The organism is Pseudomonas sp. T1.Ur (assembly GCF_023516725.1).
In the GTDB taxonomy this organism is placed as follows: Bacteria; Pseudomonadota; Gammaproteobacteria; order Pseudomonadales; family Pseudomonadaceae; genus Aquipseudomonas; species Aquipseudomonas alvandae.
Window position 1 is genome coordinate 260,421 of record NZ_JAMGSN010000001.1, and the last position, 19,643, is coordinate 280,063.

The 19,643-nt window shown below is 61.4% G+C and carries 18 protein-coding genes; 14 read left to right on the forward strand and 4 right to left on the reverse strand.

Annotation, left to right across the window (positions count from 1 at the left end):
• Positions 1-219 precede the first annotated feature (219 nt).
• The 6 genes from murJ (at position 220) to ispH (ending at position 7,728) form a co-directional block, all read left to right on the forward strand.
• Complete coding sequence (gene murJ, locus M8Q45_RS01200; RefSeq protein ID WP_249873287.1) at positions 220-1,758, forward strand: murein biosynthesis integral membrane protein MurJ; 1,539 nt, start codon at positions 220-222, stop codon at positions 1,756-1,758.
• Between the two features lie 129 nt (positions 1,759-1,887).
• Positions 1,888-2,826, forward strand: coding sequence for a bifunctional riboflavin kinase/FAD synthetase (ribF, locus tag M8Q45_RS01205; protein WP_249873288.1), 939 nt, complete (start codon positions 1,888-1,890; stop codon positions 2,824-2,826).
• Between the two features lie 13 nt (positions 2,827-2,839).
• On the forward strand, positions 2,840-5,671 hold the full coding sequence (gene ileS / locus M8Q45_RS01210) for an isoleucine--tRNA ligase (RefSeq protein WP_249873289.1): 2,832 nt from the start codon (positions 2,840-2,842) through the stop codon (positions 5,669-5,671).
• Entirely contained in the window at positions 5,664-6,176 is a 513-nt protein-coding gene (gene lspA / locus M8Q45_RS01215; protein ID WP_249873290.1) for a signal peptidase II, read from the forward strand. Before ileS ends, lspA begins: the two co-directional genes overlap by 8 nt.
• Positions 6,169-6,606 carry an FKBP-type peptidyl-prolyl cis-trans isomerase gene (gene fkpB / locus M8Q45_RS01220; protein WP_030140281.1) on the forward strand — a complete coding sequence of 146 codons (438 nt, stop codon included), beginning with the start codon at positions 6,169-6,171 and terminating at the stop codon, positions 6,604-6,606. The genes lspA and fkpB overlap by 8 nt, the downstream gene beginning before the upstream one ends.
• A 174-nt stretch (positions 6,607-6,780) precedes the next feature.
• Positions 6,781-7,728, forward strand: coding sequence for a 4-hydroxy-3-methylbut-2-enyl diphosphate reductase (ispH, locus tag M8Q45_RS01225; protein WP_030140280.1), 948 nt, complete (start codon positions 6,781-6,783; stop codon positions 7,726-7,728).
• Here the strand turns inward: ispH and M8Q45_RS01230 are convergent.
• The gene (locus M8Q45_RS01230; protein ID WP_249873291.1) at positions 7,682-8,221 is read right to left on the reverse strand and encodes a GspH/FimT family pseudopilin; all 540 of its coding nucleotides are present in this window, start codon (positions 8,219-8,221) and stop codon (positions 7,682-7,684) included. The genes ispH and M8Q45_RS01230 overlap by 47 nt on opposite strands.
• Positions 8,222-8,347: 126 nt before the next feature.
• On the opposite strand from M8Q45_RS01230, the gene M8Q45_RS01235 reads away from it, so the two are divergent.
• The 8 genes from M8Q45_RS01235 to M8Q45_RS01270 all read left to right on the forward strand — a co-directional run bounded on the left by M8Q45_RS01235 (position 8,348) and on the right by M8Q45_RS01270 (position 16,222).
• Positions 8,348-8,827, forward strand: a complete 480-nt coding sequence (locus tag M8Q45_RS01235) for a GspH/FimT family pseudopilin (RefSeq protein WP_249873292.1) — start codon at positions 8,348-8,350, stop codon at positions 8,825-8,827.
• Entirely contained in the window at positions 8,824-9,285 is a 462-nt protein-coding gene (pilV, locus tag M8Q45_RS01240; RefSeq protein WP_030140277.1) for a type IV pilus modification protein PilV, read from the forward strand. The genes M8Q45_RS01235 and pilV overlap by 4 nt, the downstream gene beginning before the upstream one ends.
• Positions 9,282-9,995 (forward strand): PilW family protein, encoded by a 714-nt coding sequence (locus tag M8Q45_RS01245; protein WP_249873293.1) that lies wholly within the window; start codon positions 9,282-9,284, stop codon positions 9,993-9,995. The genes pilV and M8Q45_RS01245 overlap by 4 nt, the downstream gene beginning before the upstream one ends.
• Before the next feature lie 11 nt (positions 9,996-10,006).
• The gene (locus M8Q45_RS01250) at positions 10,007-10,486 is read left to right on the forward strand and encodes a pilus assembly PilX family protein (protein ID WP_249873294.1); all 480 of its coding nucleotides are present in this window, start codon (positions 10,007-10,009) and stop codon (positions 10,484-10,486) included.
• Positions 10,473-13,565, forward strand: a complete 3,093-nt coding sequence (locus M8Q45_RS01255) for a pilus assembly protein (RefSeq protein ID WP_249873295.1) — start codon at positions 10,473-10,475, stop codon at positions 13,563-13,565. Before M8Q45_RS01250 ends, M8Q45_RS01255 begins: the two co-directional genes overlap by 14 nt.
• An 8-nt stretch (positions 13,566-13,573) precedes the next feature.
• On the forward strand, positions 13,574-13,978 hold the full coding sequence (locus M8Q45_RS01260; protein ID WP_249873296.1) for a type IV pilin protein: 405 nt from the start codon (positions 13,574-13,576) through the stop codon (positions 13,976-13,978).
• Positions 13,979-14,029: 51 nt separating this feature from the next.
• A complete protein-coding gene (gene thiO / locus M8Q45_RS01265) occupies positions 14,030-15,130 on the forward strand; it encodes a glycine oxidase ThiO (RefSeq protein ID WP_249873297.1) in 1,101 nt (366 codons plus the stop codon).
• A gap of 726 nt (positions 15,131-15,856) precedes the next feature.
• Positions 15,857-16,222, forward strand: a complete 366-nt coding sequence (locus M8Q45_RS01270) for a DUF6124 family protein (RefSeq protein WP_249873298.1) — start codon at positions 15,857-15,859, stop codon at positions 16,220-16,222.
• Positions 16,223-16,448: 226 nt separating this feature from the next.
• Here the strand turns inward: M8Q45_RS01270 and M8Q45_RS01275 are convergent, their stop codons facing one another.
• The 3 genes from M8Q45_RS01275 to M8Q45_RS01285 are packed head-to-tail and all read right to left on the reverse strand — an operon-like array spanning position 16,449 to position 19,604.
• Positions 16,449-17,795: a sigma-54-dependent transcriptional regulator gene (locus M8Q45_RS01275; protein ID WP_249873299.1), complete on the reverse strand. Its 1,347-nt coding sequence runs from the start codon at positions 17,793-17,795 to the stop codon at positions 16,449-16,451.
• Positions 17,792-19,381 carry an ATP-binding protein gene (locus M8Q45_RS01280; RefSeq protein ID WP_249873300.1) on the reverse strand — a complete coding sequence of 530 codons (1,590 nt, stop codon included), beginning with the start codon at positions 19,379-19,381 and terminating at the stop codon, positions 17,792-17,794. The genes M8Q45_RS01275 and M8Q45_RS01280 overlap by 4 nt, the downstream gene beginning before the upstream one ends.
• Positions 19,371-19,604 carry a PP0621 family protein gene (locus M8Q45_RS01285; protein ID WP_030140269.1) on the reverse strand — a complete coding sequence of 78 codons (234 nt, stop codon included), beginning with the start codon at positions 19,602-19,604 and terminating at the stop codon, positions 19,371-19,373. Before M8Q45_RS01285 ends, M8Q45_RS01280 begins: the two co-directional genes overlap by 11 nt.
• Positions 19,605-19,643 lie beyond the last annotated feature (39 nt).

Consider the following 19,643-nt stretch of genomic DNA (forward strand, 5'->3'; position numbering starts at 1 on the left):
AAACAAAATAGGCCGCGAATCATGCCGATGAGTTGAGGTCTTGTCAAGGGCGGGTGACACGTTCCGCTGAATGGCAGGTGCGGCGCACCGAATGATTTCTTTCCGGCGTGCGACCTGTAAACTCGCGGGCTTTGGCGCTGTGCTGTTTAGCGGCGCGGAGTATCGCACAAGTGGGCGCATTGTTCGCCTGCTGTTTATCGACAGGCAAAAACTCTTTTCATGAACCTGCTCAAATCGTTGGCTGCCGTCAGCTCTATCACGATGCTTTCCCGCATCCTGGGATTCGTTCGCGATACGTTGATCGCCCGGATATTCGGTGCCGGAATGGCCACCGACGCCTTCTTCATTGCGTTCAAGTTGCCCAACCTGTTGCGGCGGATCTTCGCCGAAGGGGCGTTTTCCCAGGCCTTCGTGCCGATCCTCGCGGAATATAAAAGCCAGAAGGGCGACGAGGCGACCCGTACCTTCATTGCCTACGTAACCGGTCTGCTGACGCTGGTGCTGGCCCTGGTCACGGCCGCCGGCATGCTCGCCGCGCCCTGGGTGATCTGGGCCACCGCGCCAGGCTTCACCGATACACCGGAAAAATTCCAGCTCACCTCCGATCTTCTGCGGGTGACCTTTCCTTATATATTGCTGATTTCCCTGTCGTCCCTGGCCGGCGCGATCCTCAACACCTGGAACCGTTTCTCCGTGCCGGCCTTCGTGCCGACGCTGCTCAACGTCAGCATGATCATCTTCGCGGTGTTCCTGACGCCGTACTTCGACCCGCCGGTGATGGCCCTGGGTTGGGCGGTCTTGGCGGGCGGCCTGGCGCAGTTGCTCTACCAACTGCCGCACCTGAAGAAGATTGGGATGTTGGTGTTGCCGCGGCTGAACTTGCGCGACAGTGGCGTGTGGCGGGTCATGAAGCAGATGCTGCCGGCCATCCTCGGCGTCTCGGTGAGCCAGATTTCCCTGATCATCAACACCATCTTTGCCTCGTTCCTGGTGGCGGGCTCGGTGTCGTGGATGTACTACGCCGACCGCTTGATGGAATTGCCGTCCGGCGTGCTGGGTGTGGCGCTGGGCACGATCCTGCTGCCGACCCTGGCCAAGACCTACGCCAGCCAGGATCGCCATGAGTATTCGCGGATCCTCGATTGGGGCCTGCGCCTGTGTTTCGTACTGGTCCTGCCTTGTGCCCTGGCGCTGGGGATCCTGGCCGAGCCGCTGACGGTTTCGCTGTTCCAGTACGGTCAATTCAATGCATTCGATGCCCTGATGACCCAACGGGCGCTGATCGCCTACTCGGTGGGGCTGCTCGGGATCATCGTGATCAAGGTCCTCGCGCCGGGCTTCTACGCCCAGCAGAACATCCGCACGCCTGTGAAAATCGCCATCTTTACCCTGTGCATGACCCAGCTGTTCAACCTGCTGCTCATCGGTCCGCTGGCCCACGCCGGCCTGGCCCTGGCGATCAGCGCGGGCGCCTGTCTCAACGCCGGGCTGCTGTTTTATCAACTGCGCAAGCAAAAGATGTATCAACCGCTGCCGGGCTGGGGCAAGTTCGGGCTCAAGTTGCTGGTTGCCGTGGCGGTGATGTCGGCGGTGTTGCTGGTCGGGATGCATTTCATGCCGGCCTGGGGCGAAGGGGTGATGCTCGAGCGTTTCCTGCGCCTGGGTGCGCTGGTCGTGGCGGGCGTGGTGGCTTATTTCGGCATGTTGCTGTTGATGGGCTTCCGTTTGCGCGACTTCAATCGCAAGGCCTTGAGCTGACAGGTTGCCCCTGATAATCCAGGGGCGGGCGGCGGTTTTGTCGGTTCGATCACTTTGGGTTACGGTGTTGCCTGTCACCGACCGCCGGGTGTGGTTATAATCGGCCACTTTATGAGCAAGAAGCGCGTTATGCAGCTGGTTCGAGGCCTCCACAACCTGCGTCCCCGGCATCGGGGCTGTGTCGCCACTATTGGCAACTTTGACGGTGTTCACCGTGGCCACCAGGCTATCCTGGCGCGGCTGCGCGAGCGTGCGCTGGAGTTGGGCCTGCCCAGTTGCGTGGTGATCTTCGAGCCGCAGCCCCGGGAATTTTTCGCCCCGGACACCGCTCCGGCCCGTCTGGCCCGGTTGCGGGACAAACTGCAATTGCTTGCGGCCGAAGGCGTCGACCGGGTCCTGTGCCTGGCCTTCAACCAGCGCCTGAGCCAGCTCAGTGCCGCCGAATTCGTCGATACCATCCTGGTGGATGGCCTCGACGTGAAGCATCTGGAAGTCGGTGACGATTTCCGTTTCGGTTGCGACCGGGCAGGGGATTTCGATTACCTGCAACAGGCTGGCGCCGCCCGGGGCTTCACCGTCGAAGCGGCGCAGACCGTCGAGATGGATGGTTTGCGCGTCAGCAGCACCCAGGTCCGCAATGCCCTGGCGGCCGCCGACTTCGAATTGGCCGAGCGCTTGCTCGGCCGGCCGTACCGGATTGCCGGGCGGATCCTGCACGGGCAGAAGCTGGCGCGCCAATTGGGCACGCCGACGGCCAACGTGCAGCTCAAGCGTCGTCGCGTGCCGCTGACCGGGGTGTTCCTGGTGAGTGTCGACATCGACGGCAAGACCTGGCCCGGCGTCGCCAATATCGGCGTACGTCCCACGGTGCAGGGAGATGGCAAGGCCCATCTCGAAGTACACATTCTGGATTTTGCCGGCGATCTGTATGACCGGCGTTTGACGGTGGTTTTCCACCAGAAGCTGCGTGAAGAGCAGCGTTTTGCCTCTCTGGAGGCGCTCAAGACGGCGATCCATGCAGATATCGCCGCCGCCCGTGCCCTTGTCGCAACCAGCGCCAATCGCTAATGAAGAGCCTTAAATGACCGACTATAAAGCCACGCTAAACCTTCCGGACACCGCCTTCCCAATGAAGGCCGGCCTGCCTCAGCGCGAACCACAGATTCTGCAGCGTTGGGACAGCATTGGCCTGTACGGAAAGTTGCGCGAGATTGGCAAGGATCGTCCGAAGTTCGTCCTGCACGACGGCCCTCCGTACGCCAACGGCACCATCCACATCGGTCACGCGCTGAACAAGATTCTCAAGGACATGATCATCCGCTCCAAGACCCTGTCGGGTTTTGACGCGCCGTATGTCCCGGGCTGGGACTGCCATGGCCTGCCGATCGAGCACAAGGTCGAAGTGACCCACGGCAAGAACCTGGGCGCGGACAAGACCCGCGAGCTGTGCCGTGCCTACGCCACCGAGCAGATCGAAGGGCAGAAGTCCGAATTCATCCGCCTCGGCGTGCTGGGCGACTTCGCCAATCCGTACAAGACCATGGACTTCAAGAACGAAGCCGGTGAAATCCGTGCCCTGGCGAAAATCGTCGAGGGCGGCTTCGTGTTCAAGGGGCTCAAGCCCGTGAACTGGTGCTTCGATTGCGGTTCGGCCCTGGCCGAGGCGGAAGTCGAGTACGAGAACAAGAACTCCTCGACCATCGACGTCGCGTTCCCGATCGCCGATGAAGACAAGCTCGCCGCGGCGTTCGGCCTGGGCAAGCTGGCCAAGCCCGCATCGATCGTGATCTGGACCACCACCCCGTGGACCATCCCGGCCAACCAGGCGCTGAACGTCCACCCGGAATTCAACTACGCCCTGGTCGACGTCGGCGACAAGCTGCTGGTGCTGGCCGAAGAACTGGTCGAATCCTGCCTGGCCCGCTACAACCTCGAAGGTTCGGTGGTCGCCACCGCGCCGGGTTCGGCGCTGGAACTGATCAATTTCCGTCATCCGTTCTATGACCGCCTGTCGCCCGTGTACCTGGCCGACTACGTGGAATTGGGCGCAGGCACCGGCGTGGTTCACTCCGCGCCGGCCTATGGCGTCGACGACTTCGTGACCTGCAAGAAATACGGCATGGTCAACGACGACATCCTCAACCCGGTGCAGAGCAATGGTGTGTACGCGCCGTCGCTGGAGTTCTTTGGCGGCCAGTTCATCTGGAAAGCCAACCCGGCCATCGTCGACAAGCTGACCGAAGTCGGCGCGCTGTTGCACACCACCGTCATCGAACACAGCTACATGCATTGCTGGCGCCACAAGACCCCGCTGATCTACCGCGCCACCGCGCAGTGGTTCATCGGCATGGACAAGCAGCCCACCAGCGGCGACACCCTGCGCCAGCGCTCGCTCAAGGCCATCGAGGAGACCCAGTTCGTGCCGGCCTGGGGCCAGGCGCGCCTGCACTCGATGATCGCCAACCGTCCGGACTGGTGCATCTCCCGCCAGCGCAACTGGGGCGTGCCGATCCCGTTCTTCCTGAACAAGGAAAGCGGCGAGCTGCACCCACGCACCGTCGAGCTGATGGAAGTCGTGGCCCAGCGCGTCGAAGCCGAAGGCATCGAAGCCTGGTTCAAGCTCGATGCCGCCGAGCTGCTGGGCGACGAAGCGCCGCTGTACGACAAGATCAGCGACACCCTGGACGTCTGGTTCGACTCCGGCACCACCCATTGGCACGTACTGCGCGGTTCGCACCCGATGGGGCATGAGACCGGCCCGCGCGCTGACTTGTACCTGGAAGGTTCGGACCAGCATCGTGGCTGGTTCCATTCATCCTTGCTGACGGGTTGCGCCATCGACAACCACGCGCCGTACCGCGAGCTGCTGACTCACGGCTTCACCGTCGACGAGTCCGGCCGCAAGATGTCCAAGTCCCTGGGCAACGTGATCGCGCCGCAGAAAGTCAACGACACCCTCGGCGCCGACATCATGCGCCTGTGGGTCGCGTCCACCGACTACTCCGGCGAGATGGCCGTTTCCGAGCAGATCCTGCAGCGCAGCGCGGACGCCTACCGGCGCATCCGCAACACCGCGCGCTTCCTGCTTTCCAACCTGACCGGCTTCAACCCGGCCACCGACCTGCTGCCAGCCGAAGACATGCTCGCGCTGGACCGTTGGGCCGTGGACCGTACCCTGTTGCTGCAACGCGAATTGCAGGAACACTACGGTGAGTACCGTTTCTGGAACGTGTATTCCAAGATCCACAACTTCTGCGTCCAGGAGTTGGGTGGTTTCTACCTCGACATCGTCAAGGATCGCCAGTACACCACCGGCGCCAACAGCAAGGCGCGCCGTTCCTGCCAGACCGCGCTGTTCCACATCAGCGAAGCGCTGGTGCGCTGGATCGCGCCGATCCTGGCGTTCACCGCCGATGAGTTGTGGGAATACCTGCCGGGCGAGCGCAACGAGTCGGTGATGCTCAACACCTGGTACGAGGGCCTGACCGAACTGCCGCAAGGCTTCGAACTGGACCGTGCGTATTGGGATCGCGTGATGGCGGTCAAGGCTGCGGTCAACAAGGAAATGGAGATCCAGCGGGCGGCCAAGGCCGTCGGCGGCAACCTGCAAGCCGAAGTGACCCTCTACACCGAAGACGCACTGGGCGCCGACCTGGCCAAGCTGGGCAACGAACTGCGCTTCGTCCTGATCACCTCCACCGCCAGTGTCGCGCCGTTGGCGCAGGCTCCGGCCGATGCGGTCGTCACCGAGGTGAGTGGCCTGAAGCTCAAGGTGGTCAAGTCGAGTTTCGTCAAGTGCGCCCGTTGCTGGCACTGCCGTGAGGACGTCGGCGTGAACCCGGAGCATCCGCAAATCTGCGGTCGTTGCGTGGACAACATCAGCGGTGCTGGCGAGGTTCGCCACTATGCCTAACGCGGCGGGCCGCTTCGGGCGGCTGGGCTGGCTCTGGTTGAGTGTGCTGGTCCTGGTCATCGACCAGGCCAGCAAGTACTACTTCGAGAACTCGCTGACGATGTACCAGCAGATCGTGGTCATTCCCGACTACTTCAGCTGGACCCTGGCCTACAACACTGGCGCGGCGTTCAGCTTCCTGGCCGACAGTTCGGGCTGGCAGCGTTGGTTGTTCGCGCTGATTGCCGTGGTGGTCAGTGCCGTGCTGGTGGTCTGGCTCAAGCGCCTGGGGCGTGACGAAACCTGGCTGGCCGTGGCGCTGGCGCTGGTCCTCGGCGGTGCCCTGGGCAACCTCTACGATCGGATTGCCTTGGGCCATGTGATCGATTTCATCCTGGTGCATTGGCAGAACCGCTGGTATTTCCCGGCGTTCAACTTTGCCGACAGCGCCATCAGCGTGGGCGCCGTGATGCTCGCGCTGGATATGTTCAAGAGCAAGAAAACCGGAGAAGCCGTCCATGACTGAGCAGCGTATCGCTCAAAACACCGAAGTGAAGCTTCACTTCGCCCTGCACCTGGAAAACGGCGACACCGTCGACAGCACCTTCGACAAGGCGCCAGCGGTGTTCAAGGTCGGCGATGGCAACCTGCTGCCCGGTTTCGAAGCGGCAATTTTCGGTTTCAAGGCCGGCGACAAGCGCACCGTGGTCGTTCCGCCGGAAAATGCCTTCGGTCAGCCCAACCCGCAAAACGTGCAGACCATGCCACGCTCGCAGTTCCAGGACATGGAACTGTCCGAGGGGTTGCTGGTGATCTTCAATGACGCGGCCAATACCGAATTGCCGGGTGTGGTGAAGGCGTTCGATGACGCCCAGGTGACAGTGGACTTCAATCACCCGCTGGCGGGCAAGACCTTGAATTTCGAAGTTGAAATCCTTGAAGTGAAGGCGGTTTAGGATTTAACAGGCAGTTCCTGCTGCCACCCGATTCACTGTGGGAGCGAGCTTGCTCGCGATGGCGTCGGATCAGTCAATATTGACGTTGGCTGATATACCGCAATCGCGAGCAAGCTCGCTCCCACACTGGATTGCATTGATTCAATCTCTTGCGCGCAAGACACGAGGCACAGCATGCAAATCAAACTCGCCAACCCCCGTGGCTTCTGCGCCGGCGTGGACCGGGCGATCGAAATCGTCAACCGCGCCCTGGAAGTGTTCGGGCCGCCGATCTACGTGCGCCATGAAGTGGTGCACAACAAGTTTGTCGTCGAGGACCTGCGCAGCCGCGGGGCCATTTTCGTCGAGGAACTGGACCAGGTGCCGGACGACGTCATCGTGATCTTCAGCGCCCACGGCGTTTCCCAGGCGGTGCGTACCGAAGCCGCCGGCCGTGGCCTGAAAGTCTTCGACGCCACCTGCCCGCTGGTCACCAAGGTCCATATCGAAGTCGCACGCTACAGCCGCGACGGTCGCGAATGCATCCTGATCGGCCACGAGGGCCACCCGGAAGTCGAAGGCACCATGGGCCAGTACGACGCCAGCAACGGCGGCGCCATCTACCTGGTCGAGGACGAGGAAGACGTGGCGGCCCTGCAGGTGCGCAACCCGGAAAAACTCGCTTTCGTCACCCAGACCACCCTGTCCATGGATGACACCAGCCGGGTCATCGATGCCTTGCGCTCGCGCTTCCCGGCCATTGGCGGGCCGCGAAAGGATGACATCTGCTACGCGACCCAGAACCGTCAGGACGCGGTCAAGCAACTGGCCGACGAATGCGACGTGGTCCTGGTCGTCGGCAGCCCGAACAGCTCCAACTCCAACCGCCTGCGCGAGCTGGCCGAGCGCATGTCCACCCCGGCCTACCTGATCGATGGCGCCGAAGACATGCAGCGCAGCTGGTTCGACGGTGTCGAGCGGATCGGCATTACCGCCGGTGCCTCCGCTCCGGAAGTCCTGGTGCGCGGCGTGATCCAGCAATTGCAGGCCTGGGGTGCAACCGGGGCTGACGAGTTGGCCGGTCGCGAGGAAAACATCACGTTTTCGATGCCGAAGGAACTGCGCGTCCGCTCCCTGCTTTGAGTTCTTTTGCACACAGGGCCTGCTCGGCCTCGATACTTTCCAGGCGGACGCGGCCGGACGGCGCCAATATCACTTGGTGATGGCTGACCGGTCCGCGTTTGGCGCAGACATGCAGCGTGCCGGCCTGGAACGAGCCATTGGGGTGCAGGGCTTCTCCCTGGCTGCCGAACCTGACCCTGCGCTTGACCGTCGAGTTGCCAACTACCCGAGCGCTGCTCCTGCGCTCCTTCAGCAAGGTCTTCTCCTTGTCGTCCAGCGTGATCCGCCAGCCGTTGCTCCAATCGTTGTTTATTCCGTGTATCAACACCCGGCGATTACGCGTGATGGCTTCACTGCGGGCGCTGCGCAATCCGCTGAGCAGTAGCTGCGCGGTGTCCTCGCGTTCGATGGATTCGATCAGTTGGGTGTAGCTTGTAGTGGCCAATGGCAGAACAATTGCGGCGATTGCCAGTCCCATGAGCAGTTCGATCAGGCTGAAGCCCTGTTGATACATGATGTCTCCTCCCTGGAGTACAAAAACGACGCGATCCTGGCGTCCTGATTGAAACAACCGCCCACATGGCGGTGGTTTGTTCTAGCGTGTAATGGCAGGTATAGCCGACGGCAACGGAGGGCATCGATGGATCTTCGTACAAAAGGTTTCACGCTGATCGAGGTGCTGGTGGCCCTTGGCGTAATGCTGATCCTGATTACCATGGCGGTGCCGTCGTTCACCGGTTCGCTGCAAAACACCAAGGCCGATACCGAAATCGGTGACCTGCAGCGGGCCCTGAACTTCGCCCGAATGGAAGCGATCAACCGTGGCATCACCACGCGCGTTCGCCCGACCACGCAGGGTGGTGCCTGGAACGGCGAATTGATCGTGTATGACAACACTGGCAATCCGCCCAACCCGAATGTATTGCGGGTTGTTCCAGCGATGGGCAGCGGCGCGACTCTGACGCTAACCTCAGATGTGACCAGTATCGATTTCAACAACCTCGGCGGATTATCGGGCCTGGCCGTGCCGGTGAGCTTCAATTACGTAAGGGGGACGCAAAGCCGGACGCTGAATGTTTGCCTCAACGGACGAATCGTATTGAATGGAAATTGCGGATGAAGGGTTGCAGTAAAAAGGCGCAGGAGGGCATGACGCTGATCGAAGTGCTGGTGGCAGTGCTGATCCTCGGGGTGGGCTTGCTGGGCGCGGCGATGATCCAGCTCAATGCGCTCAAATACACCGACAGCTCGCGCATGACCAGCCAGGCCAGTTTCATTGCCTATGATCTGCTGGACCGCATCCGCGCCAACTCTGGCGCCGACTACACCATCGCTCCACCCGGTTCACCCAACCTCAACGTGGCCCGGGACCAGGACCTGTACGACTTCAAGACCAACATCGTTGCCTTCGGCGGCGCCACCGCCACGGGCACTGTGGCACTGAACCAGCGGGTCTACACCATCACCATTTCCTGGGACGATGCCCGGGCCGCCAACACGACCGACGCGGCCGAGGCGCGGCGCAGCTTCGTGCTGACCAGCCGTGTCGCCGTCGATCCGGTGGCGGCGACGCCATGAACGGACGCAGCCGCGGCTTCGGCCTGATCGAATTGATGATCGCGCTGGTCATCAGCCTCATCGTGGTGTTGGGCGTCGTGCAGATTTTCATCGCGGCGAAGAACACCTACGTCAGCCAGAACGCTGCCGCCGTCATGCAGGAGGACGCACGGTTTGCCTTGAGCAAGATGGTCCAGGAGATTCGCATGGTTGGCATGTTCGGTTGCCTGGCGACCGTCATCGATGCTTCCACGGATAACAGTTTCGCGGCCAGCCAGATCACGCCGATCCGCTGGGACAACGCGAACCGCAGGTTGACCCTGGTGACGGCGGACATTGGCAGTGGCGGTAACGTACCGACCTGGACCGTGGTTTCCGATTGCCGCACCTCGGCGACGGCCTATTCCAACGCCCGTGCCCCAGCGACGGGGCAGTTGGCCTTCCCGATTCGCCGACTGGTCTACGGCTTCAACAACAATCAATTGCTGCTGGGCAGTGGCGTGGGCAATCCGACCATGGCGGTGCTGGTGGACAATGTACGGGCATTCACCGTGACATTCGGCATGGCCGGCAGCGCGACGGACACCGCCGCCACCAGCTACAGCGCCAACCCGAGCGACCCGGCGCTGATCCGCAGCGTACGCCTGACCCTGACGCTGTTCGATCCGCGGAACACCGTGCGCGACCAGACCTTCAATGTGGTCGCCGCTTTGCGGAACCGGCTGCTATGAAGGGGCGATCGATGATTTCGATAGGGCACCCACACGGCCAGCGCGGCATGGCGCTGCTGGTCAGCCTGGTCTTCTTGTTGCTGCTGACCTTGATCGGCCTTTCGTCCATGCAGAGCGCCACGCTGCAGGAAAAAATGACCAGCAGTGTCATGCAGCGCAACCAGTCGTTCCAACTGGCCGAGGCTGCGCTGCGGGTGGGGGAGAGCGCGGTGCAGGTCGAGACGTATTCATTGCCGGTCTGTACCACCACGGCCCAATGTGCGCCGCCGGCCGAGTCGGCGACGGTGACGGTGGCAGGGCGCAACTCATCGTCGGGCGTGCTCTGGGTGGCCGCCGCCGGTGGGTTTTACGGCGTGCAGAACATCGGTACGACGCTTACCGCAGTCAACGTGCCGATCAACACCTCGGCGACGCTGTACCGGATCACCGCGGTGGCGGTGGTGGGCAACAACCAGCGCAGCGTGGTGGAGAGCATCTATGCGAAATATTAGGGCGCTGCTGGGATCGGTGTGGGGGGCGTTGCTCAGCCTTTACCTGGCGGCGCCGGTCTATGGCTTCACGCCTTCGGAATCGCCCCTGTTGAGCGCGGCGGCGGTGACGCCCAACGTGATGCTGCTGATCGATGACTCGGGGAGCATGAACAACATTATCTGGGCGGCGGGGTTTGATCCGAATGTGACGCGTCCAGCTGTCTATAATTGCAGCTCCAACACCAACTGTTCCAACGGTGTGCTGCTGGAGCCCGACGATGGAAACATTTTGCTGGCCAGCTTGTTCCGGGGCAACTGCACGAGCGGCTGGTATGGGTTCTACCGCGGTAACCTGAGCAAGGTCTGCCTGCGCTTGCCGGACCCGGTGGGCGGTGGCAATACCCGCTATACCACCAAATACCTGGCTTATCTGCTGACCTTGGCCAACGGCTCGAATCGCGATTTCACCACCGGCTCGATTCCTGACGACTATCGAATCAACGTCGCACGGGATGTTTCCAATGACCTGGTGACCGGTAATCGTGCCTTGCGTATAGGCCTTGCTACCTTCAATCCACCTAACAGCAGCAACTCTGGGCCGGGGGGCTACATCTCGCGCGCGGTCAGCGACTTGTCGCCGGTCAGCGGTAGCGTGACCCAGACTCAGGCCAATACCAACTACACCGCGCTGATCAACGCCATCAATGCCTTGGGCGCCGTTGCCAATACCCCACTGGCCGAAAGTTATTACGAAGTCACCCGTTATTTCAGAGGCATGGCGCCTTACTACAACGGCACGCCCAGCACCTACACCAGCCCGATCCAGTACCGCTGCCAGAAAAATTTTGGGGTGGTGATCACCGATGGTCTGCCCACCTACGACCGAACGTTCCCCACCAACGACCCGTTGGGAGGAAGTCGTTTGCCGAACTGGGATGGCATCAGCACCAACGATGGCGATAGCCCGAGTGGTGACGGCGAGGGCGATACGCTGTACTTGGACGACATAGCCAAATTCGCTTTTGATATCGACATGCGCACCACCGGCACTGATGTCACAGGGAAAAGCTGGGATGGCGCTGAGTTTCGTCGGCAATATCTAAACACCTATACCGTGGGGTTTGCCGTCACGAATCCAATGCTTTCCGACGCAGCCCGCTACGGTGCGGGCAAGTATTACCAGGCCACCGACAGCGAGGGCCTGAACTCCGCGCTGTCATCGGCCCTGAGCGACATCACCTCCAAGGCCGGCTCGGGGGGCGGCGGCACCAGCAATGGCGCGACGCTGTCCAGCACCTCCAGTTACTACCAGACCACCTACGACCCCAAGGACTGGCGCGGCACCATCAAGGCGTTCGGCTTCACCTCGACCGGTACGGTCAACACGGCGGCGGTGCAATGGACCACCGACACGGCCATCGTGCCCGGCGCCACGGCACCGATCTATCAATCCTGGAACACCGCCACCAACGTGCCGATCACGCTGGCCTACGGCAACTTCTCGCCGGCCCAGCAGACCAGCCTGAGCCAAGGCTTGCCCACCGGTATCACCGGCAACGACCTGGTGGAGTGGAGCAAGGGCACCAACAAGACGGGCTTGAAAGTACGCAGCGTCCTGCTCGGGGACATTATCAACTCCCCGTTGGTGCTGGCCTCACCCAACGACCAGACCGCCTCGGACCTGGTGGGCGACACCAGCTACAGCACCTACCTGGCGACCAAGGCGACAAACATGAGCGCCAGCCTGGTGGTGAACGGCAATGACGGTTTCTTCAGCGTGATCAACAGCACGAATGGAACCCGGCGTTACGCCTACATGCCGTCGAGCGTGCTGCCTTCGCTGGAGATGATTGCTGATCCCACCTATATCAATGGCGTGAGCCACAAGTTTTTGGTGGACGGGCAGGTCGGTGTATTCGATGCGCAACTGGGGAGCGTCTGGAAAACCCTCGCCTTGGGCGGCACCGGTGCGGGAGGCCGGGCTTTTTATGCGGTGCAATTGTTCGATGCGTCGGCGGGCAACGCGATCCGGGCGCTGTGGGAAATCAGCGCGCCGACGGTCGCCAACACGGCCAACGCCTTCAACGACCTGGGCTACGCCTACGCACGTCCCGAAGTGGCGCGCCTGGCGGACGGTCGCTGGGCCGCGTTCATTTCCAACGGCTACGGCAGCAATACCGGCGTGGCGGCGTTGTACGTGGTGGACATTCGCGACGGTTCGCTGATTCGCAAAATCGTCGTCAACAGCAGCGAAACCGATAACGGCCTGTCGTCGGTCAAGCTGCGGGTCAACTCCCAGAACGTGGTGCAAGCCGCTTATGGTGGTGACTTGAAAGGGCGGATGTGGAAGTTCGACCTCAGTGGCACCTCCCCGACCGCCTGGGGCCTGGCGTTTGCCGGCCAGCCGTTATTCACCGCTCCCGGCGGCGCGACCCAGCCGATTACCGCACAACCGTTGCTGGCAGAAAATCCCCAGGGCGGCATCCAGGTGTTTTTCGGCACTGGCAAGTTCAACGAGTCGGCGGACAAGCTCAACAAGGATCTGCAGGGGTTCTATTCGATTTGGGACGCTGTCGGCGGCGCGGGGCAAATCACCGTGGCGAGCCTTCAGGCCCAATCGATCACCAATATTTTTTCCGGCACGACGGGGCAGTTCGTGACCACCAGCCAGACCGATGTCGCCTATCCCACCAAGAAGGGCTGGTACTTGCCGCTGGTGTACAACAACGCCTTGACCGGGGAGCGGGTCATCAACCCGGCCAGCCTGGTGCTCGGGCGTGTTGTCTTCACGACCGCCGCCGTTGATACCACCGACCCGTGCGCCAGCTTCGGTACCGGCAAGCTGATCGAAGTGGATGCGTTCAACGGTAAGATGCTCAACTATGCGGTGCTCGATACCAATAACGATGGTTCGATCAACACCCTCGACACGATTTCCGCTGGCGTGGTGTTCACGGGAGGGATCCCGACCTTGAGTGCCGTCGTCAGCGCCAATGGGGCAACCAATATGGTTGTGAATGACTCCGGTGGTGGTATCACCGACTTGCTGACCAAGTCCGTCGGTGGCAGCCGTCGTATCATGTGGCGGCAAATACAGTGAGGTAAGGCATGCACAAATCCAACCGAGGTTTCACCTTGATCGAAATCATGATCGTCATCGCGATCATCGGTATCGTGATCACCATCGGCTATCCGAGCCTGACCGAATACATGAAAAAGGCCCGGCGCACCGAGATTGCCTCGCTGTTGTCGGAGCAGGCGCAGATTCTTGAGCGCTACTACTCGAGGAACAACGCTTACACCAACGCGACGGGCCTGAGCACCGGTAATGATTCGTACACCATTACTCCGACGACGCTGACGGACCAGAGCTTCGTCTTGAAAGCAGTGCGCAAGGGCGGTTCGCCCATGGCGGCGGACAAATGTGGTGACTTCGTGATCACCAATACCGGCGTACGAAATGTGGAAAACGCCGCCGCTGGCGTGACCGCCAAGGATTGCTGGGGTCGCTGATTTTTTTCCGGACGTGGTTTGCGTCCATTGTCTTATGAGTCGAAAGAGAACATGACCAGGCAACAGCAAGTGGTGATCGTCGGCGGCGGAGTCATTGGCCTGCTGACCGCATTCAATCTCGCCTCGGAAGGCCAGCGAGTGGTGCTGCTGGATCGCTCCGGCGTCGGCCAGGAGGCTTCCTGGGCGGGTGGCGGTATCGTTTCGCCCCTTTATCCCTGGCGCTATAGCCCGGCGGTCACCGCGTTGGCCCATTGGTCGCAGGATTTTTATCCACAACTGGGCGAGCGCTTGTTCGCCGCTACCGGCATTGATCCGCAGGTGCATGTCACCGGGCTGTACTGGCTGGACCTCGACGACCAGGACGAAGCGCTGGCCTGGGCCAAGCGGGAAGGGCGCCCGCTGCGGGCTGTGGATATCTCGGCGGTCCACGATGCGGTGCCGGTGCTGGGTTCGGGATTTTCCCGGGCGATCTACATGGCCGATGTGGCTAACGTGCGTAATCCCCGGCTGGTGAAATCCCTCAAGGCAGCCTTGCTGGCGATGCCCGATGTCACGCTTCACGAACACTGCGAAGTCAGCGGATTCATTCGCGACGGTGAGCGTGTGGTGGGGGTGAACAGTTCTGCTGGTGAGGTTCGCGGCAACCACGTGGTATTGGCCGCTGGCGCCTGGAGTGGCGAGCTGCTCAAGACGCTGGGCTTGAAGCTGCCGGTCGAGCCGGTGAAAGGGCAGATGATCCTGTACAAATGCGCGGAGGATTTTCTGTCGAGCATGGTCCTGGCCAAGGGGCGCTACGCGATCCCGCGTCGTGATGGGCACATCCTGGTCGGCAGTACGCTGGAGCGCGAGGGCTTCGACAAGACCCCGACCGATGTCGCGCTGGAAAGCCTGAAAGCTTCGGCGGTGGCTCTGATTCCGCAGCTCGCTGATGCCGAGGTGGTTGGGCATTGGGCCGGGTTGCGGCCGGGGTCGCCGGAGGGGATTCCTTATATCGGCGAAGTGCCGGGGGTTGCGGGGCTTTGGTTGAACTGTGGGCATTATCGCAATGGGCTGGTGCTGGCGCCGGCTTCGTGTCGGTTGTTTGTCGATGTGATGTTGGGGCGCGAGCCGGTGATTGATCCTGTGCCTTATGCGCCGGCGGGGCGGTTGTAAGGTTCGGTTTTGATACTGCACCTATACTTCGACCCAATTGTGGGAGCGAGCTTGCTCGCGAAAGCATTCTCACAATCGATGAAGATGTTGAATGTGCCGGCCTCTTCGCGAGCAAGCTCGCTCCCACAGGTTTTTGGGTTGTGTGCAGATGTGTGAATACCTGCAAAACCATGTGGGAGCGAGCCTGCTCGCGACAGCGGTGGTTCAGCTAAATAAATGCTGGCTGACACCGCTGCTCTTGCTCTTGCTTTGGATCTTGATCTTGATCTTGGCGCCCCGTTAAACCACGCTGGCCGAACGCAGGCATTGCGCAGTGGGCATCCCGGCATGGATGCCGGGATAGCCGCGCAGGGCCATGGATGGCCCATCGCGGCGGGCCCACGGAGCAATGCCGGAGTGAGGGAACACCTCGCCTAGGCGAGGTGCCGAGTGGTGGGGCAAAGCGCTTTTGGTTACTTTTTTGGCGTTTGAAAAAAGTGACCCGCTGTAAGAGCGGAACCGCCAGCAGCCGTTACCGCAGAAACGGATACACACCCCCCTCTCACAGCCAACCAGCCTTTGTAGGAATGGTCGGACAACCCCCCGATCCAATCCGAATTCTCCGACGAGTTCTGGCGGTTGCCGAGTGGGAAGAACTCTCGCTAACCTTTCCCCGTCGCTGCCAATTCAGCGTCCGGGCGTCGCGGCCCGCTAACTTGGTAATCCATTCCTTCTTGGAGTACCGCAATGTGTGACAAGCCTTCTTCACTTTCAGAAACCAATAAAGCCTCTCCTGACGCCAGCCTTAACCCAAAAGGGCTCGATGAAGCCACCAAACGCACCATTGACTCTTACCTTGATCCAAAACCTGAAACTCAAAAGAAACCAGCTCCAAACCAACTATTCACCGTCGCGGAGGGCATTGACACCGAATCCCTCCTCACCAACCTCAGCGAAACCCTGGCCTCAGCCAACGCCACCATCAGCGACCTGGCCTTCGACCTTGAAGGCTCACGAAGACAAATCGCCCTGGGCGTACAGCAACTGATTGAACTGGGTGAACTGCTCGCCAATCGAGTGCTGGATGAGCAGGTTCCGGTGACCGGGCGGTAGACGAAGCTCTGCGATAATCACAGCCCCCGTGGCGAGGGAGCTTGCTCCCGCTGGGCTCTGTAGGAGCTGGCGAAGGCTCGGGCCGCGTTCGGACGATCTTTTGATCTTTTGCTCCAGCCTCAATGGGCGGCGAAAAGATCGCAGCCTCGCTTCGCTCGTCAGCTCCTACAGCCCAGCGGGAGCAAGCTCCCTCGCCACGGGGGTGGCATGAAGCCCACGCTATGAGCTAATCCAACCCCAACTTCTTCAACCGATACCGCATCGACCGAAACGACAACTTCAACCGCTGCGCCGCCGCCGTGCGATTCCAACGGGTTTCCTCCAAGGCCTGGAGGATAACCTTGCGTTCGACGTCTTCCAGGTAATCTTCCAGGTTGTCGACCCGCACCAGATCGGGATTCGCCACGTCACCCGCTGCGTTATTTTCGGCAAGCCGCAGGTCATCGGCCTCGATCTGATGGTGTTCGCAAAGCGTATAGGCCCGTTCCAGCATGTTCTCCAGCTCACGCACGTTGCCAGGGAAGCGGTAATTGCGCAGGGCATCGAGTGCCGCAGGATGCAGCTTCGCCGCCGGGTTACCGGTGCTCGCGGCCAGGCGCTGGAGCATGTAGTTGGCCAGCGGCTCGATATCTTCACGACGTTCGCGCAGGGGCGGGACGCGCAATTCAATGACGTTCAGTCGGTAATACAGGTCCTGGCGAAAGCGCCCGGCGGCGACTTCGGCGTCGAGGTCCTTATGGGTGGCGCAGAGGATTCGCACGTCCACCACCTCTTCTTGCTGGCCGCCGACGGCGCGCACGGCTTTTTCCTGGATGGCGCGTAAGAGCTTGACCTGCATCGCCAGCGGCAGGTCGGCCACTTCGTCGAGGAACAGCGTCCCACCGTGGGCGGCCTGGAACAACCCGGGTTTGTCTTCGATGGCACCGCTGAAGCTGCCTTTGCGGTGGCCGAAAAACTCGCTTTCCATCAGTTCAGTGGGAATTGCCCCGCAGTTGACCGGCACGAAAGGCTGGCTGGCGCGAGGCCCTTGTTCATGGATCAGGCGGGCGACCAATTCCTTGCCACAGCCCGACTCGCCGCTGATATAGACCGGCGCCTGGCTTCGGGCCAGTTTTTCGATTTGCTTGCGCACGCCGCGCATCGGCGGCGAATCACCCAACAGGGCGCGTTCGACGGTCGCGCCGGGCGTGGTGCCCGGTGACAGGCGCAAGGCGCTACCGACCAATTCCCGCAGGCGAGCAAGATCGACTGGCTTGGTCAGGAAATCGAAGGCGCCTGCCTTGAGGGCATCGATGGCGACTTCCAGGCTGCCATAGGCGGTGATCATCGCCACGGGCAGTTGGGAATACCGTTGTTGGATATGTTTGACCAGCTCCAGGCCTGTGCCATCGGGCAGGCGCATGTCGGTGAGGCACAGGTCGAAGGTTTCGGCCGCCAGCAGGGATTGGGCCTCGCTGAGATTCTTGGCGCTGCGGGTGTCGAGTTTCATCCTGCCCAGGGTGATTTCCAGGAGTTCGCGGATGTCCGGCTCATCATCGACGATCAGGATTCGTTGCCGTGAGCGTGTGTTCAAATCTGTTTCCGTCCGTGAGCAAAGGTGATGCGAAAGCAACCGCCGCCATGGCGTGGTTTGAAGTCTAGGCGGGCCTGGTTGCTTTCGCACAGCTCACGGGACAGATAGAGCCCAAGGCCGGTGCCTTGGCTGCTGGTGGTGAAAAACGGTTCGAACAGGTGTGCCTGCTGGTCGGGCGTTACGCCTGGGCCGTTGTCGATGATGTCCAGCGTGGCCAGTTGGCTGTGGGGATCAACGAACAACTTCATCCAGGCCTCGGCCTTGTCATGGGTCAACGCGCTGTGGCGCCAGGCGTTGCGCAGCAAATTATCGAGCACTTGGGTCAGCTGGTCGGGGTCCATGAGCGTGATGTAGTCGCCGGGATCGATGCTCAGGTGCAGTTGTTGATGTCCTTCCGCGCTGTCGCGGGCCTGCCGGACAAAGTGTTCGAGGCAGCTTCGCAGATCCAGGCGTTGGGGGGCGGTTTGCTGGCGACGGGACAGTTGCAGGACGTTTTCGATGACGCGATTCATTCGTTGGGAGTGATCTTGAATAATCTGCGTCAGACGCCGGTCCGCGTCGTTCAGTTCCTCGGACTCGCGCAGCAATTGTGCGGCGTGGCTGATTGCCCCGAGTGGGTTGCGGATTTCATGGGCGATACCGGCGGTGAGACGCCCCAGGGATGCCAGCTTCAATTGCTGGGCGTGTTGGGCCACCTGGGCCAGGTCTTCGAGAAATATCAGGATCTGTTGCTGATCCTCTGCTCCGAGGGCGATGAAGCTGGGTTGCAGGGTCAGGCCCGTGCCGCTGATGGTCAGGCTTTGCGGGCGCAGGCTGGGGTTGTTCAACCACCCCTGCAATCGTTCGACCAAGGCGCTGGAATAGTCGTCGATGCGTTGGCCGACGAGGTCATGCATGCCCAGCAGGTTCAAGGCACTTTCGTTGGCCAGTTGAACCCTGCGTTGGCGATCCAGGACCAGGATGCCGGTGCGCATGCGCTGCAGGATCAGCGCGTTGAGGGCTTCGAGGCTGAGCACTTCGCTGGCTTTTTGCTCGGCCAGGGTTTCGCTGGCTTCCAGTCGTCGGGTCAGGCGTTGCACCAGCAACGCGGCGGCGAAGCACAGGGCGCCCAGGGTGCCTGCTTGCAGATAACTGCTGGGTCGGCTCGAGTCGCTGAGACCGAGCACGAACGTCGAGCCAACGATGCCAAGGGTGGCGACGGCGGCGATCAACAGGCCGATTCGGCCCCGCAGCAAGGTGTTGCTGATCGCCACCGAGACGATGATCAGGTTGCCAATGGCGCTGGGGGCGCCGCCCGCGACGAAGAACAGCCACGACAGCAACAGGACGTCCGTCAAGGCCAGGCCAAACAACTGGGCAGGACGGCGGGTGTTTTCCAGGAACACCACCAGCAGGATGTTCAGTACCAGGTATAGCCAACTGCCGCTGCGCAGCAGATCGTCGTTGGCGAACTCCAGCAGGCGGTTATCCATGTTGCTGGAAATCAGCAACACCAGGGTGATGCCGATGCTCAGGCGGTACAGGTGATACAGACGCAGCAGGCGCTGCGCCTGTTTGACGCGAGGGAGCGGGGTTTCAGCGCTCACGAGTGCCTGGGCCTTGCTCAAGGTGAGCCTGGCTGCAATACCATTGCTGTTGGAGGGGCAATGCGCGATCCCGTGGCAGGTGCACGCCGCAATGGGCGCAACGAACCATGGGCGGCGCGTCCTGTTCACGGGTTGCGTTGGGCGCGGAAGTGCTGGCCTTGAATTTGCGCCAGAACCATACCGCGGCGGCAATCAGGGCGATCCAGAACAGTAGACGAAGCATGATGGGCGGCTTTTTGGCTAGAGATCAGGCAGTTTAGCC